The organism is Streptomyces sp. NRRL F-6492 (assembly GCF_001280125.1).
Taxonomy (GTDB): Bacteria; Actinomycetota; Actinomycetes; order Streptomycetales; family Streptomycetaceae; genus Streptomyces.
Genome location: NZ_LGEG01000210.1, coordinates 16,465 through 31,393, shown reverse-complemented (window position 1 = coordinate 31,393; position 14,929 = coordinate 16,465). Strand labels below are relative to the sequence as shown.

At 70.0% G+C, this 14,929-nt stretch carries 13 protein-coding genes; 7 read left to right on the top strand and 6 right to left on the bottom strand.

The window, feature by feature from the left end:
* The first annotated feature begins 101 nt into the window (after positions 1-101).
* The 7 genes from eccB (at position 102) to ADL08_RS15785 (ending at position 7,490) form a co-directional block, all read left to right on the top strand.
* A complete protein-coding gene (gene eccB / locus ADL08_RS15815; protein WP_053643321.1) occupies positions 102-1,625 on the top strand; it encodes a type VII secretion protein EccB in 1,524 nt (507 codons plus the stop codon).
* Between the two features lie 14 nt (positions 1,626-1,639).
* Entirely contained in the window at positions 1,640-2,884 is a 1,245-nt protein-coding gene (gene mycP, locus ADL08_RS15810) for a type VII secretion-associated serine protease mycosin (RefSeq protein WP_053643319.1), read from the top strand.
* 201 nt (positions 2,885-3,085) lie between these two features.
* Positions 3,086-3,535 carry a hypothetical protein gene (locus tag ADL08_RS15805; protein ID WP_063885298.1) on the top strand — a complete coding sequence of 150 codons (450 nt, stop codon included), beginning with the start codon at positions 3,086-3,088 and terminating at the stop codon, positions 3,533-3,535.
* 6 nt (positions 3,536-3,541) lie between these two features.
* Positions 3,542-5,332, top strand: coding sequence for a hypothetical protein (locus tag ADL08_RS15800; protein ID WP_053643318.1), 1,791 nt, complete (start codon positions 3,542-3,544; stop codon positions 5,330-5,332).
* Positions 5,333-5,358: 26 nt separating this feature from the next.
* A complete protein-coding gene (locus ADL08_RS15795; protein WP_053643315.1) occupies positions 5,359-6,657 on the top strand; it encodes a S8 family serine peptidase in 1,299 nt (432 codons plus the stop codon).
* A gap of 112 nt (positions 6,658-6,769) precedes the next feature.
* Complete coding sequence (locus ADL08_RS15790) at positions 6,770-7,132, top strand: WXG100 family type VII secretion target (RefSeq protein ID WP_053643313.1); 363 nt, start codon at positions 6,770-6,772, stop codon at positions 7,130-7,132.
* Positions 7,133-7,190: 58 nt separating this feature from the next.
* The gene (locus ADL08_RS15785; protein ID WP_053643310.1) at positions 7,191-7,490 is read left to right on the top strand and encodes a WXG100 family type VII secretion target; all 300 of its coding nucleotides are present in this window, start codon (positions 7,191-7,193) and stop codon (positions 7,488-7,490) included.
* 121 nt (positions 7,491-7,611) lie between these two features.
* On the opposite strand, the gene ADL08_RS15780 is transcribed toward ADL08_RS15785, so the two are convergent.
* From ADL08_RS15780 to ADL08_RS15755, 6 genes are all read right to left on the bottom strand, one after another.
* A complete protein-coding gene (locus ADL08_RS15780; RefSeq protein ID WP_053643308.1) occupies positions 7,612-7,911 on the bottom strand; it encodes a hypothetical protein in 300 nt (99 codons plus the stop codon).
* 751 nt (positions 7,912-8,662) lie between these two features.
* Positions 8,663-9,205, bottom strand: coding sequence for a hypothetical protein (locus ADL08_RS15775; RefSeq protein ID WP_159043086.1), 543 nt, complete (start codon positions 9,203-9,205; stop codon positions 8,663-8,665).
* Between the two features lie 77 nt (positions 9,206-9,282).
* Complete coding sequence (locus ADL08_RS15770) at positions 9,283-11,559, bottom strand: DUF6571 family protein (RefSeq protein ID WP_053643304.1); 2,277 nt, start codon at positions 11,557-11,559, stop codon at positions 9,283-9,285.
* An 11-nt stretch (positions 11,560-11,570) separates the two neighbouring features.
* Positions 11,571-12,074 (bottom strand): hypothetical protein, encoded by a 504-nt coding sequence (locus ADL08_RS15765; protein WP_053643302.1) that lies wholly within the window; start codon positions 12,072-12,074, stop codon positions 11,571-11,573.
* A gap of 22 nt (positions 12,075-12,096) precedes the next feature.
* Positions 12,097-12,714 carry a hypothetical protein gene (locus ADL08_RS15760; RefSeq protein ID WP_159043085.1) on the bottom strand — a complete coding sequence of 206 codons (618 nt, stop codon included), beginning with the start codon at positions 12,712-12,714 and terminating at the stop codon, positions 12,097-12,099.
* A 98-nt stretch (positions 12,715-12,812) separates the two neighbouring features.
* Complete coding sequence (locus tag ADL08_RS15755) at positions 12,813-14,678, bottom strand: hypothetical protein (RefSeq protein ID WP_053643297.1); 1,866 nt, start codon at positions 14,676-14,678, stop codon at positions 12,813-12,815.
* Positions 14,679-14,929: the final 251 nt, after the last annotated feature.

The window sequence follows — 14,929 nt, the reverse complement described above, 5'->3', positions numbered from 1 at the left end:
CGCAAGCGCCGACAGGCATAGTAGGGGGCGGCGGGACGGCTGACCGGGCCCACGGGTTGTGGGACCCTGGTCGCCCATCGGGGAGAGGGACAAGCGAACAGATGGCATCACGTCGGGACGAACTGAACGCCTACACCTTCGCGAAGCGGAGGCTGATCGCACAGTTCGTGCAACCGAACGCGACGGGTTCGGAGGAAGGCGCGCCCCGCCCCCTGCGCGCGGTGGTGCCGGGAGCCATCGTCGGCGCGGTGGTCCTCGCGGTCTTCGGAGCCTGGGGCATGTTCAAGCCCGTCGCCCCCAAGAACTGGGACAAGCCCGGCGAGAACGTCATCATCGCGAGCAAGTCGACCACCCGCTACGTCGTGCTCAAGACCGGTGACAAGACGCAGCTCCACCCCGTCCTCAACATGTCGTCGGCCAAGCTGCTCCTCGACCCCGACAAGGGCAAGGTCATCAGCGTCGACGAGTCCGTGCTCGACAACGGCGAGATCCCGCACGGCGCCACCCTCGGCATCCCCTACGCCCCCGACCGCCTCCCCGGCGACAAGGAGGCCGGCGCCGCCAAGCGCTGGGCCGTCTGCGAGCGTCCCGGCGAGGGCGGCCGGGCGATACAGAAGGCGGCGTTCGTCCTCGCCGCGCGCGAGGAGGGGAGGACGGACGGCGCGGAGCGGCTGACCGGCGGCCAGCTGCTATACGTCGAGGGCACCGACCGCAAGCGCTACGTGGTGGACGCCAGGGGGACCGCGTACCCCGTGGAGAAGGACGAGCTGCTCCTGCGCCAGCTCGTCGGCCAGGGCCGCGCCGCCCAGCGGGTCTCGGAGGCGTGGCTGAACACCCTCCACAAGGGCGACGCCATCTCCTTCCCGACCGTCCCGGGCCGGGTCGGCGACCCCGCCGGGATCGCCGACCTCCCGTCCGGGGCCGACCGGATCGGGACGGTGCTGTCCGCGACGGACGGCACCCGGAAGCAGATGTACGTCGTGCTCCGGGGCACGGTGGCCCCCGTCTCGGACTTCACGGCCAAGCTGCTGCTCAACAGCCGGCAGCTGGTCGAACTCGGCCAGGCGGGCCAGGCGACCTCGGTCAGCGGCGGCGCCTTCCGGCCGGGGCGCGCCTTCGGCCGGGACAAGAAGTGGCCCGAGGCCGTCCCGGAGCCCGTCAACGAGGCGAAGACCACCGAAGGCAGCCGGAACACCGTGTGCAACGTGCTGCGCGGGGTCGACGCCGACAACGGGGCGACCACGCTGAGCACCTGGGCGGGGAAGGACTTCCCCGCCGCCCTGCCGACCGGTTCCAGCAGCGCGTACGTCACCCCCGGATCGGGCCAGCTGTTCCGGCAGTTCAAGGGCTCCACCACGTCCAGCGGCTTCCTGTTCCTCGTCACCGACACCGGCCTGCGCTACGCGATGCAGTCCAACGGCGACAGCGCCACCGACGACTCCGGGATCGGCTCGTCCGGCTCGGACGAGGAGAAGCAGGCCCGGCAGGCGGAGGCCCAGCAGGCCCAGAACCGCCTCGGCTACAAGAACGTCGAGCCGCTTCCCGTACCCGCCGAGTGGTCGACGTTCCTGCCCACCGGCCCCCGCCTGTCCACGGGCGGCGCACGTCAGCCGCAGGGCTCGTGAGGACCGGGACGCCGGTGCACCGGCTCTCCGGACCCGCCCGGCGCGTCCTCGCCGTCGCGGCCGCGACGGCGCTCTGCGCCCTCGGCCCGCCGCTCTCCACGGCGGCGGCGGACGACGGCTCCCAGTGCACCTACCCGGGCAAGACGTACGAGGGCCGCCCCTGGTCGCTCCAGCGCGTCCTGCTGGACGAACTGTGGTCGAGGTCCACCGGCAAGGGCGTCCGGGTCGCGGTCATCGACACGGGCGTCGACGTGAAGAACCCGCAGCTGGCCAAGGCCGTGGACGTCAAGAGCGGGATCAACCTCATCCCCAAGGACGCCAAGGACGCCAACGGGTACAAGCTGAAGCGGGGCAACGAGAACGGCACCACGGACACCGTGGGCCACGGCACCAAGGTGGCCGGCATCATCGCCGCCCGCCCCGCCAAGGGCACCGGATTCGTCGGCCTGGCGCCGGACGCCACGATCATCCCCGTCCAGCAGAACGACGCCGACGGCCACGGCACCGCGGAGACGCTCGCGACGGCGATCCGGCACGCCATCGCCAAGAAGGCCGACGTGATCAACATCTCCCAGGACACGGCCGACGCCGTGAAGCCCACCGAACTCCTCGAACGGGCCGTCAAGGAGGCGCTGGAGCGGGAGATCGTGGTCGTCGCGTCGGCGGGCAACGACGGCCTGGGCGGCAACGTCAAGCGCACGTACCCGGCCTCGTACGAAGGCGTCCTCGCCGTCGCCGCCTCGGACCGCAACAACGAACGCGCGCAGTTCTCCCAGTCCGGCGACTTCGTCGGCGTGGCCGCGCCCGGCGTCGACATGGTCTCCACGGTGCCGCTCGGCGGCCACTGCGCCGACAACGGCACCAGCTTCTCCGCGCCGTACGTCGCCGGTCTGGCCGCCCTCATCAAGGCCGAGCACCCCCGCTGGACGCAGAAGCAGATCGTCGCCCAGATCCAGCAGACCGCCGAACGCTCGGTCGCGGGCCACGACCGCCTGGTCGGCTGGGGCGTGGTCGACCCGGTCAGGGCCCTCACCGAGGACGACAAGCCCATCGAGAAGCCCGTGGCCCACGAGGGGGTGACCCGCGCCGAGGCCCCGACCCCGGCGGCGCTCCACCTGGGGGAGACCCCGGAACAGCGCGCGTCCCGCCTGGCGACCTACGTGGTGGTCGGCGGCGGCGTCCTGGTGGCGGCGATCGCCGGCACGGCGGTGGCACTGCGGGACCACCGGCGCAGAACGGTGCGGGGAGCCGCCCGGTGAGGGTTGCAGCCGCACACGGCTGATAGCGTCGTTTGGAAGAAGTCTTGTGCGGCACAAGTCACTTGGGACTGTCGGTCCCAGTCATTACAGTGGTACGTGCGCGATCGGCGGATGACGAGTCGTCACGATCGCAATGTGGGGCAGTAGGAGTAAACGGGGAGGAATGGCTCGTGTGTGAGGCGACGGGTGACGGGGGCGACGGTGACGAGTGACCTTGAGCGCGGTGTCGGCGAGCTGAAGAAGTTCCGTGACCGGGTCGACGGGATCATCACCGAGTTGGCGAGCGGCGCGGGCGGCGCGGCCGGGTTGAACCGGAACCGGATGACGCGCGCGTCCCTCGGTGTCGGGATCCCCTTCACGGAGGCGGACGGCTTCTCCGCGGAGTACGACCGGGTCCACGGGGCGCTCGTGGCGCTGTCGAAGTCCCTCGGCGGTCAGATCGAGCTGCTGCAGATCGGGGTCTACGCGGCCGACGTCGGCTACGACAACGTGGAGGACGAACAGCGGCGGCGTTTCCACGGGATCCAGGCGCGCCTCGCGGACGAGCGCGAGAAGGCGATCAAGCGTGAGCAGGAGACGCGGAACGGTGATCTCGCCCAGCCCGCCCAGCCGCGCGAGGACACCAAGAGCGGCGAGAAGGGCCTGGGGTGACGATCGATGAGTGACGAGAAGCAGCCGAACCCGAACCTGACGCCTCAGGAACAGCAGCAGGCGAACGACACGACCGAGATCCACAAGCGGTACGCGGCCACGAACCTCCTGGAGAACCTGGACGAGATCCTCCCCTTCGGCCTGGGGCCCAAGGGAAGCGTCTTCGGCGAGACGTCGTTCGAGGGCCACCGGCTCAACGCGATGCTCGACCTCCTCGACAGCGCGAACCCGGCCGACCTGGAACAGGCCGGCGAGGCCCTGGAGAAGGCGACGACCGCCCTCAACCAGGCGGCGAAGGACCTGGACACCTTCGTCCGCGGCGTCGACTGGAAGGGCGCCGCCGCCACCGAGTTCCAGCGCTACGGCTCCGAGGTCGTCTCCTACGCCTGGGGCATCGGCAAGGTCGCCAACGCGGTCGGCGCCCAGATGAAGGTGGCCAGCACCGGCCTCGCCTCGGTCCGCAACGCCAAGCCGCCCCGCGACAACCGCCTCGTCCAGAAGAAGCCCGAGGAGTTCGCGCTCCCGGAACGCACCCAGGACAACAAGGACTACCAGAAGGCCCTCCAGGTCGAGAAGGACCGCCAGGAGGCCATCAACCAGATGAACCGCCTGGCCTCGTTCTACGCGGTCTCCAAGAACGTCCTGGGGGCTCAGACGCTGCCGAAGCCGCCGAAGGCCTACGGGGCAGCGGTGCCGGATCCGGCCGGTTCGGTCCGGAACGGCGGCGGTTCCGCCACCTCGCGTGACGGAAGCACCTCGCGTGACGGCGGTCTGTCGCGGGAGGCGCCCGGGCACATCGGCGCCAGTGAGGACCGCGCCACCCAGGCGGCGCCCCGCACCGGGCACGAACTCGACGGCTCCGAGCCGATCCGGGAGCAACAGACGGGCACGAAGGTCAGGATCGACTCGGTCGCCACGCCTCCGGCGCCCACGATCACGACCACCGCGCCCACGCCGACCGCGCCCACGAACACCCCGAACCCGACCGGCCCCACGCTGCCTCCGCCGGTCGCGCTCGGCACCCCGCCGCGTACCGGAGGCCCCCGGATCACCGGAACGCCCGGCGGGCCGTACGGCAACGGGCGGACCGCCGTGGGACGTTCGGGCGGTCCGGGGACCTCGCAGGCCGTGGGGCGCTCGGGCGGACCGGGTACCTCCTCCGCCGTGGGCCGCGCGGGCGGGCCGACGAGCTCTCCGGCCGTGGGACGTTCCGGCGGACCGACGAACTCTTCCGCCACGGGCCGTTCCGGCAACCCGACCAGCTCCCCGGCGGCGGGGCGCTCCGGTGGTCCCATGGGACGGGCGGGCGGACCGCAGGCCACCGGCCAGACCGCCCAGGCCGGGCGTGCCACGCCCCAGGCCGGCCGCCCCGGCGGCCCGGGGCAGTCCGCCACCGGCCGTGCGGGCGGCGGGCGGTCCAACCCCATCGTCGGCGGCACCCAGCAGCGCACCTCCACCGGAGGCGTCGGGTCGCGGATCCCCAAGGGCACCGTCGTCGGCGCCGACGGCCCGGCAGCGGGTCGTACAGCCGCGGCACGGCCCAGCCAGTCAGGGGTGGTCGGCGCCAACAACGGCAAGGGGGCCGCACGGCCCGCCGGCCGCGGCACCCCCAGCGCCAACGGCGTCGTCGGGAGCCCCCGCGGCGCCGGCACGCCCGTCGGCGGCGGACGCGGCAACCAGCGCCCGCCCCGTGACGAACAGGACCGCGACGGCTCCTCGCGCCCCGACTACCTGACGGAGGACGAGGAGACCTGGACGAACCGGCGGCACGGCACCGTACCGCCGGTGATCGGCTAACCACCCGGAAGGCTCGGAAGTACAGGATGACGGCAGGAATGATCGGGAGCGGCAAGCTCCGGCGAGCGCTGCTCGGCGCCACGGCGGCAACGGCGCTGACGGCGGCCCTCGTCGGGGCCGCTCCGGCGGCGGTCGCCGCCGACGCCCGTTCGCAGCAGTGGTACCTGGACGCCATGCACGCCGAGGAGATCTGGAAGAAGTCCACCGGCAAGGGCATCAAGGTCGCCGTCATCGACAGCGGGGTCAACCCGAACACCCCCTCGCTCGAGGGCAAGGTGCTCAAGGGCTGGGACGCCTCCGAGACGAAGGGCGACGAGACGGACGACTACAGCGGCCACGGAACGTCCATGGCCGAGTTGATCGTCGGCTCCGGAGCGAACGGTGGTGTGAGGGGACTGGCGCCGGATGCCAGGGTGGTCCCCTACCGGGTGAGTGACACCGACCTCCAGAACGAACAGGCCGTCAACGCCTTCGACATGGTGGAGGCGATCAAGCGCGCCGCCGACAGCGACGTGCGGATCATCAACATCTCCATGGCCTCCGACTACGCCAACCCCTTCAAGAAAGAGGCTGTCGAGTACGCCGTCGCCAAGGGAAAGCTGATCTTCGCGGGATCCGGAAACAACGCCAAGAAGGGCAACAAGCCGCAGTACCCGGCTGCCTTCCCCGATGTGGTCTCCGTCGCGGCGACCGACCGGAACGGCGTCGTGGCCGACTACTCGCAGCACGGCGAGCACATCGATCTCGCCGCGCCGGGCAGCGACATCCCCGGTTGGTGCGACGAGAAGTTCGAGGGTTACTGCACGGAGGGCGGCACCAGCAACGCCACCGCCATCGCCTCCGCCACCGCCGCCCTCATCTGGTCCGCGCACCCCGACTGGACCGCCAACCAGGTCCTCCGGGTCATGTTCGAGTCCGCGGCGCGAGGCGACGACTGGAAGCCGGGGACGCTCAGCAACTACCTCGGCCACGGCATCGTCCGGCCCAACGCCCACATCAGCCGTGGCCTCGGCAAGCCGGGCGACCCCAACATCAGCCCCCTGACCAACAAGAGGACCGGCGGCGGCGCGCCCGGGTCGACCCCGTCGTCGGGCGCGTCGGCGCCCTCGGACACGCCGTCCTCGACCGGCTCCCCGGCGGCCCCGTCCGCATCGGACGTGACACAAGCTCCCGACGGCAAGTCGTCTTCCAACGCTCCTGTGGCAGGCTCCGGCGCGAGCGCGGCGGGCGGCGGAGGGACGGGGCTCGTCGTCGGCGCCGTCGCGGCCGTGGCCGTCGTGGCCGGAGCGGGCTTCCTGATCGTGCGCCGCCGGCGCACCGCCTGACCCGTGCCCGGCGCCGGCGGAACCGACGGCACGGGCCGAACCGACCGAACCACGTGCGCGTGAACCGGGCGCACGCGATCTCAACGAGAAACCCAGAGAGGGAGAGGGACACATGTCAGTCTTGAAGGTTGGCGATCAGAGTCTCAAGGATTTCCAGGACGAGCTCACCCGCAAGTTCGACGACGTCAAGGGGCAGCTGCAGTCCCTCCAGGGCGTCATCGACAGCCTCGAAGGCCGCTGGAAGGGCATCGGCGCCGGCGCCTTCGACGCCAAGCAGACCGAGATCAACCAGGGCATGGTGCGCATCGCCAAGCTGATGCTGAACTTCCAGGAGGCCATCCAGGTCACCCGGACGACCTCCGGCAACACCGACGACGAGGTCGAGGCGGCCCTGCGGGGCGTCGACGTGACCGCGGGCTTCTCCGGTGACGCCGGGGCCGAGCGTGCGGCCAGGTCGAACATCGCCGGTCTCTGACCCGGCGTCGGACACGGCACCAGCCAACCCGTACACACCACCGAAACCCGGAGGAACCATGTCGTCCAAGAACGACGGCGTCATGCTCGTCACGTACTCCTCGCTCGATGACGCGGCGAACACCATCGAGGCGCAGGCGAAGCGCCTGGACCAGGCCCTGGAGGACATCCAGACGAAGATCCGCTCGGTCTCCAGCACCTGGGAGGGTGAGGCGAAGACCGCCGCGGACGGCGCGCACGCCAAGTGGGACAAGGAGACCCGCGCCATCCACACCGCCCTCCAGGGCATCGCCAAGGCGGTCCGCCAGGCCTCCCCGGCCTACCAGGCGGGCGACAAGCGGGCCGCGGGCTTCTTCTAAGCCGGGTTCGAACCAGCAGCACACAGGGTGGACGCGCGCGGGAGGCGTCCACCCTGTTCCGTGCCCGGCCGGTGGGCGCCGCCGTCACCGCGATGACGGGGCGCCTACCGGCCGCATGTCCTTACCGGCCCAGGACCTCGTCGCACGCGCCCGACGCGGCGGCGGAGTCGGCGTACGCCGTGACGAGGTTCTTCGTCTGCTCCGGGGTCGTCCCGTCGCGCGTCACGCGCACCGTCGCCCACACGGACCTGCCCGCGCCGTCCGCGACCCGGCAGTCCACCCTCCCGACGGCGCCCGTGGCCGAGTGGACGAACCGGCCGTCCTCGCTCCGCGTGTCGCCGGGGTCGACCGACCGCGCCAGCTCGGCCACGTCCCGGGCGGACGTGTCCTTCTCCCACCGCTCGACGCTCGCCGAGAACACGGACTCGCCGTCGACGTGCAGGCGGCAGGACCGGCTCCAACACCGAGACCGGGACCTCGACGCCGCAGAGGTCGGCGGGCACGGCGTACTCACGCGTGGGCGACGAGCACGAGACCGTTAGCACGAGCACAGCCCCGCGCCAGGCGGCGCGGGGCTGTGCGCATCGACTTCACGGGTCCTTCCGGTTCGGTCGACCGCCGGGCGGCCCGGCGGCCGGCGACGTGGGTGCTGTGCTCCTGGGCAGGTGTCCGGACCGGGCGACGAGCGGTCCGTAGCGAACCGACGGCTTGCCTGCCGGTCACTCGGATGAATCCGCACCGAAAGAGGCGCCTTCGGAGGGAAGGCCCCGACGGCAGACCACACTCGGCGCTCTCGCGGGCGGACCGTGCCGCCTCCACGGCCAGGTCCACCGAGCGCCCTGCTCTTCACTTCCGCACCGTCCGCTCCGTCATGGAGCCGCAGGCGCACCACGGTGCTGATGCCGTAGCTGCCGCAGGCGACGGTACCCGGAGCCGAACAGGGCGTGAGTACCGCCGCCTCCTGGCTCGGGAGATCGACGCCGCGCAGTACACCCGCCTTGAACTCCTCGGTTCCCTCGGTCCGCCGGGATCCCTGGCCTGGGTACAGACGTTCTCGGAGCCGATCGCTCCGCGTCCGGCGAACGGAGGGATCCCCGACGTGCGTGCCGGACCGGCGGACAGGCTAAGAAATCGCCCTTTTCCCTACCGGGATCGAAAAGGGAACGGCATTCCTACTTCTGAACACACTGGGGCAACTTTTCCAGGGCTTTCGCATAGGCCTTGAGTAGTTTCTCCACGGCAGCCGCGTCAGGCCTGCCCGGATCCGAGACGATGATGCCGAGGTACAGCTCCATTTCTCCCTTGCGATGCTGCTTCACCGGTTCGCAGGTGACCTTGCCGACTCCGCCCCTCTCCGCGTAAACGTAAGTGCCGTCCTTGCTTTCGTACTTGTCGCGCCTCACGTACGGATTCTCGCGTGCCTCCCTGCCCGGATTCGTCTCGATCTCCTCCCATCCCCAGGAGGACGACAGGACAACGGTGTTGTCCACTACGACGGAGCAGCCCAGAGCGTCGCGGACAGCCGCGTCCCGTTGCCTCACCTCGATCTTCTCGCCCCCTGCCGGAAGCAGGGGGGACAGAAGGTCGGGGGCGACCGGTGTGCCGCACAAGGAGTCCGGTACCTCGAACGCCCGCACCGCTTCCTCCTCCGGCTGCGAGCACCCGGAAACCGCGAGGGCGAGCGCGAGTACTGCCAGGGCTTTTGCGTGCTTCATTCTCTGCCTTCTGAGTGCGCCCCTCGGAACGGAGCGGCCGGACGGATGAGATGTCACCGTGGTGACGGTGCGGCGGATCAGTCGGGTTGGATCTCGGTCTCCAGGTCGTCTGCCATGTGACGGGCGTTGTCGGAGGCGTCGGAGAAGCCGTCGGACGTTCCGGTCCGGGCCCAGTCGGCGACCCGGTCGGCATCCGGGAGACCATGGGCCTTGGCCGCCTCGATGGCCGCGATCTGGCTCATGTCGACGTTCTTCTTCTTGCTGTCCTGCCAGAGGTCCCCGGCACTCTTTCCCGCGTCCTTCAGGACGTCGGTCTCGGACTGCTGGAAGATGTGCTCCAGGACCACGGAGCTGACCGTGCCGGCGACACCGCTCGCGACCGCTCCGCCGACGGGCGTGGCGACGAAGCTCACGCCGACGCCGATGCCCGTACCGATCGCTCCGGACCAGGCGTTCTTCTGCTGCGCGACGGAATCGGCGAAGTCCTTGGCTTCCTTGGCCGCCGGACCGACGATCGCCTCCTGGCGACCGACCGCCAGAGTGCCGCCGATCTCGGCGGAACGGCGTGAGATCTCCTCGATGGTGTCCTGTGGCGAATGCGGGTACTTCATGTCCGCCGGCGTGTTCGGATTCAGCTGGTAATCCATGAGGTCGGCCATGTACTTGGCCTGACCGATCTCGACGGCCGCGTTCCCCTTGGGGTCCTGACCCACGGTGACCAGGAAGCGCGTGACGTCCGAGTGATCGAGGGCGGCGGGCGTGCCGGCGATGGGGAACAGCTTCTCTGTGTTGCCCCGGCTGTCGTCGGACACGGCCCGGTTGATGTCCGGCAGGTACTCGGACGCCATCTGGCCGACGCTGTCCGTCATGTAGCTGTGCTTGGTCAGCCGCTCGGGATCGTCGGAGATCGAGGAGACGACCTTCTGCATGAGCTCCGCCTGGTCCTTGTTGTGCGGCGGAGTGTTCACGGTCGGCATCTCGCCCGCCGGGTGCCCGGTCGTCGCCGCCTCCAGGGCCATCGCGAGGTTGTTGCGACCCTCGGTGCTGTCCTTGCCCTTGTCGTCCCGGTCCTGGGGCCAGTCCCGCTCCTCGAATAGGTAGTCGAAGTTGCTCAGCTCGCGCTTCTCGTTCTTGCCGTTGCCGTCGGCGTCCTCCTCGAAGTCGTGGTCCTCGTCCTTGGTCACGAAGTCCGCGTTGAAGAAGTCCGTGGCCGCGTCCGGGCTGTTGGCGAGCGCCTTGAGGAAGCCGGTCATGGGGTCCGAGCCGGAGTCGGTGCCGGTGCGGTTGAGGAGCGGGTCCATGCCCATGTGCTGCCAGCCGACCGGCATGTGGCGGCCGTTGTCGCTCATCTTCTTCTCGGTGTCGATGAGCTTCGTGCCGTAGTCCTTGAGGAACTGGTCGTCGAAGTTGCCCCAGCGCATCAGGTTGCTCATGACCTGCGCCCCGAACGTGGTGCTGTTCTTGGAGAGGGGCTGGTCCGCCGTGTTCACCATGTCGTACTTCCAGCGCGACATCTCGGGGGTGTCCGCCTGGGTCGCGGTGGCCAGCGTGAGGCTCAGGTTCTTCTGGAGGTCGTCGTACTGCTCGACCCTTTCACGGCCCACCTTGTAGGCGAGGTGGGGATCGTTCAGACCGGCCCAGAAGTCGAGCGTCCCCTTCGGGCCGAGGGTGGTCGCGAAGTGCTCGGCGAAGATCGGATCCCCGGAGTACTTCCCGAGCCCGGCGTTGAGCGCGTCGAAGTCCGCCGGCGTGAGGTCCTCGGGCTTCTTCTTCGCGATCGCCGCCAGCTTCTCGGCCTCCTTCACGGCGTTCGCCGCCGAGTCGCGGTCCTTGTACACCGCGTCGGAGAAACCGTGGTCGGTGAGGTCGACCAGCGCCTTCAGGGAGGTGGCGGCGGAGCTGTCGATCTCCGTCGCCGTGTTCAGGATCCCCTGGAGTTCGTCCCGGAGTCCGTCGACGTCGCTCTGCCCGTTGGGGGCCTTCTTGTCGGGGTTCTCCCGTACGGTGAACCCGCCGCCGCTCGCGGTGACGGTGAGGTTCTTCCCCCGGCCGCGCTCGACGGCCTCCTTCAGGAGCCGCTGCTGCGTCTTCAGCTCGTCCCGGGTGTCGAGCATGATGTCGCGTATCGACGTCGCCTGGGTGAGGGCGTCGCCGAACTCCCCGGCGGTCTTGCCCACGAACTCGCGGCCGATCACCGCGTTGTCGCCGGCCCAGTCGGCCTTCAGGGCCTTGCCCTGCAGACCGTCGTGGGCGTCCTTCTTCAGGGACTGGAGTTTGGTGAGCATGCTCGTCCAGTCCGAGACCGTGTCGTCGAGCAGCTTGAAGTTCGCCGAGTGAAGGGCTTCGAAATCCATCAGGGTCTCCTCTAGTCCTTCTTGTCTTTCTTGTCCTTCTCGGCGTAGACCGGATTGGGCTTCCCCTGGCCCGCCCAGTCCTCGTCGAAGCCCGAGTCCAGCGTCTGGATGCCGGAGACGTGCCGCTCGATGAAGATCTCGTCGCCCGCGTGCGCGTTCTTCGTGAAGTCCATGTGGTTCGAGATGAGCGCGCACGCGTCCATCACCGAACCGAGCTGCTTGTCCCAGCGCGTCGACACGTGCTGGAGGGCGCCGCCGAGCGCGAAGCCCTGGGAGGAGAGGTCGGACCCGGCCGAGTCCGTGGAGGTGACCCGCGCCTCCTTCCACAGCCGGTTGTACAACTTGAACGCCTCGTCACCGATCGCGGCGAGATCCTGCTGATCGACCTTGAGGAACCCCCCGGACGCACTGCCCGCGTTGGGCCTGTCCTCGGGCGGCAACCCGTTCAACTGCATCCGCGCCGCGTCCTTGTCGGCCGCCGAGGCCTTCAACTGTTCCCACTCGTCCCATGCCATGGACGTCACCTCTCCTTGCGGTTTAGGGCTGGTTGGAACCTATTCGGGGCAGTTCCTCAGAGAATTTCCGCTGCTCCTGGCATTCACCGGCCCCGTACGAATGCCGCGCCAGCTGGTAGGCGAAGTCAAGCACCACCTGACGCAGGGCATCGCCGTGCAGCCCGGTCTCTCCGATGGTCCTGGCTTCGACGGTCAGGGAATGCGGTCTTCTCGTCTTCTCCGTGAATCGGCGAGGGGTACAGGGCACGTACACCCAGGCGACGGTCGGCAGGGCCAGTGCCCGCACCCCGCCCTCCGACACCTGGACGGCGCCTTCCCCCAGGTCGGACCGGTGCGCCTCGCGCCACTCGGCTTCCGTCGCTCCTCCGGTCTGGGCCTCTCCGGAGATCGTCGAATCCGCGGTGCGCACGTAGCAGGCGAACAGGAAGTCTCCGTCCGAGCGCGTGTTGAGCCTCCCGCGCTCCTCCGCCTTCCCCGCGGAAGGCAGCGCGTCGGCCGCCAGCCCGCGGTCGACGGCGCCCCCGCACGGCCTCTCGGGAAGCCGGTCGATCCCCTTGGTGAAGACCTCCACGTACCCGAAGACCGCCCCGGCCATGAGGACGCAGGCCGCTCCCACCGCCGCCGTCCGCTTCCCGATCACGCCCCGCATCGCCTTTCCGGCCCTTTCCGTACGTGGAGACTCGTCGACCGCCGTCGGCACCGGGTCCGCAGCGTCCCGAAGGCCTTCCGTGCGCGGGGTCACGCCGCCGGCCGGGCATGAGCGTCCTCGAGGATCGAGTCACTGTCCACCCAGCCGTCCTTCACCGCGTCGCGGATCTGGTCCAAGGCGCCCTGCGCCTGCCGGCCCTCCATGAGACGGTCGATCGCTGTGCCGGCGACACCGCCGAAGTAGCCGCCCGCCGACGCCCCGATCACCCCACCGACCATGGTCTGGGGAACGAAAGCCGCCGCTGCCACGCCGATTCCCGCACCGGCGATGCCCTTGAACAGGTCCCCCTTCGTCTTCAGCGCGTCGTTCTGGTCCTTCTCGCTGGCGAGTTCACCCGCTATGGCCGCATCCGCGTTGGCGTGTCCGACGACGCCCTGGATGACGCCGGCGCTCTCCGAGACCGTCCGGACGGCCTCCGCGGGCCCCCCGTCGTACAAGGACGGATTGGCGATGTGCGCCTCCATCAGGCTGGAGGTGTAGACGCTCTGGCCGAGGACGATGCCCGCTCGGCCGTCGGTGTCCTGGGCGACCTCGTACAGGAATCTCGTCACGTCCGTCTTGTCGAGTCCGTCGGGGAGGGCGCTGTCCGTCAGGAAGATGGACTCGGCTCCCTTGCCGGCCATCGCGCGGCTGATCTCCGGCACGTACGCGCTCGCCATGTTCCCGAAGCTGTCCCCGAGCCCCTTGCCCACCAGGTCCGATCCGCCGCCCGGCTGCGCCACCATGTGCGTGACGTTCTTCATGATCCCGACCTGGGTCGCGGTGTGCGGAGCGGGCCCGTCCGGCTTCTCGCCCGCGCCGACGCCCATGACGGCGGCCTCCGGCGCACGGCCCACCGCCGTGTCCCGGTCGGTGTACTTCGCGCTCTCCAGGACGTGCTCCAGGACCTTCCTGTCGTCGAAGGTGTTCGTGGCGGCCTCCGGGCTGTGGGACAGCGCCCCCATGAAGCCCACCAGGGGGTCGCGCCCGTCGCCCTTGCCGAACACCAGGTCCGTGAGCTGGTGGTTGTCGCCCCGCCACAGGCCCTTGGAGCCGATGCCGGGGGCGCCGGCCGGTGCCATGTCCTGCTTGAGGAGCTGCTTGCCGTACGCGTCGAGGAACTCCGCGTCGTACTTCCCGTGGTGCATCAGACCGCTGATCACCTGGTGGCCGTACGCGCCCACCGTCCGCCCCGGCACGCTGACGGCGCCGGAGACGAAGTTCTTGTTCGACTGGTCGACCAGGTCCTTCTTCCAGGACTGCATCGCGTCGGTGTCGGAGAGCGTCGCGGTGGCGAGCGTCATGCTCAGGTTCTTCTGGAACTCCTCCATCCACTTGAGTTCGCCGTCCCGGGCGCCCATGTGGAGGTCCGCCATCTCGGTCCAGAACCGGAGCGTGCCCCCGGCCCCCAGCTGCGTCGCGAACCGGGCGGAGAAGAGCTGGTCGTCCTTGTACTTCGCCAGGGTTTCGTTGAACTCCTTCAGCTCCGCGCCGGACATCTTCTCGGGGTGCTTCGCCAGCTTCGCCAGGTCGTCGGCGCGCCGCATCGCCTCGGCGGCGGAGTCCCGGTCCTTGTACGAGACGCCGGAGAAGCCGTGGTCCGTCTGCTCAGCGACGGTCCGCAGCACCCGGGCCGCGGTCGAGTCGCCGCCCAGCTCGAACTCCTGCGCCGTGAGGTCCTTGGCCGCGGTCTGGCTGCTGGACCACGCGTCACGACCGTGGTTCCCCAGGCCCTCGAACAGCTCGAACGCGCTGTTCCCGACCGCGGCGAGGTCCTGGTCGTCCACCGTGAGGTCGCCCTCGGTGCCGCCGCCGCGGTTCTCCTCCCGCTCGTCGGGCAGCCGGTTCAGCCGCATCCGTGTCGGATCCTGTCCGGCGGCCGAGGACTTCGGCCGCTCCCGTTCTTCCCACGCCATGCCGTGGTTCCTTCCCCCGTGCTCGTGGATGGTCTGTCGTTGTGGGCCCGTCCTACGGTGGGCCTCCGTCACCGGCCGGTCGTGCCGCCGCGTCCGCCTCGTCCACGTACCGCACGACCGCCCCGCGCCCGTCCGTCCCCCACTTCGCCGCCAGTCGGAAGCGGTCCGCGCACTGCCACGCCGACACCGCCGCGAGCACCGCGAACACCCCTCGCGAAGCGGTGCGTCCGGAGCCGGGAGGCCCGGACCTC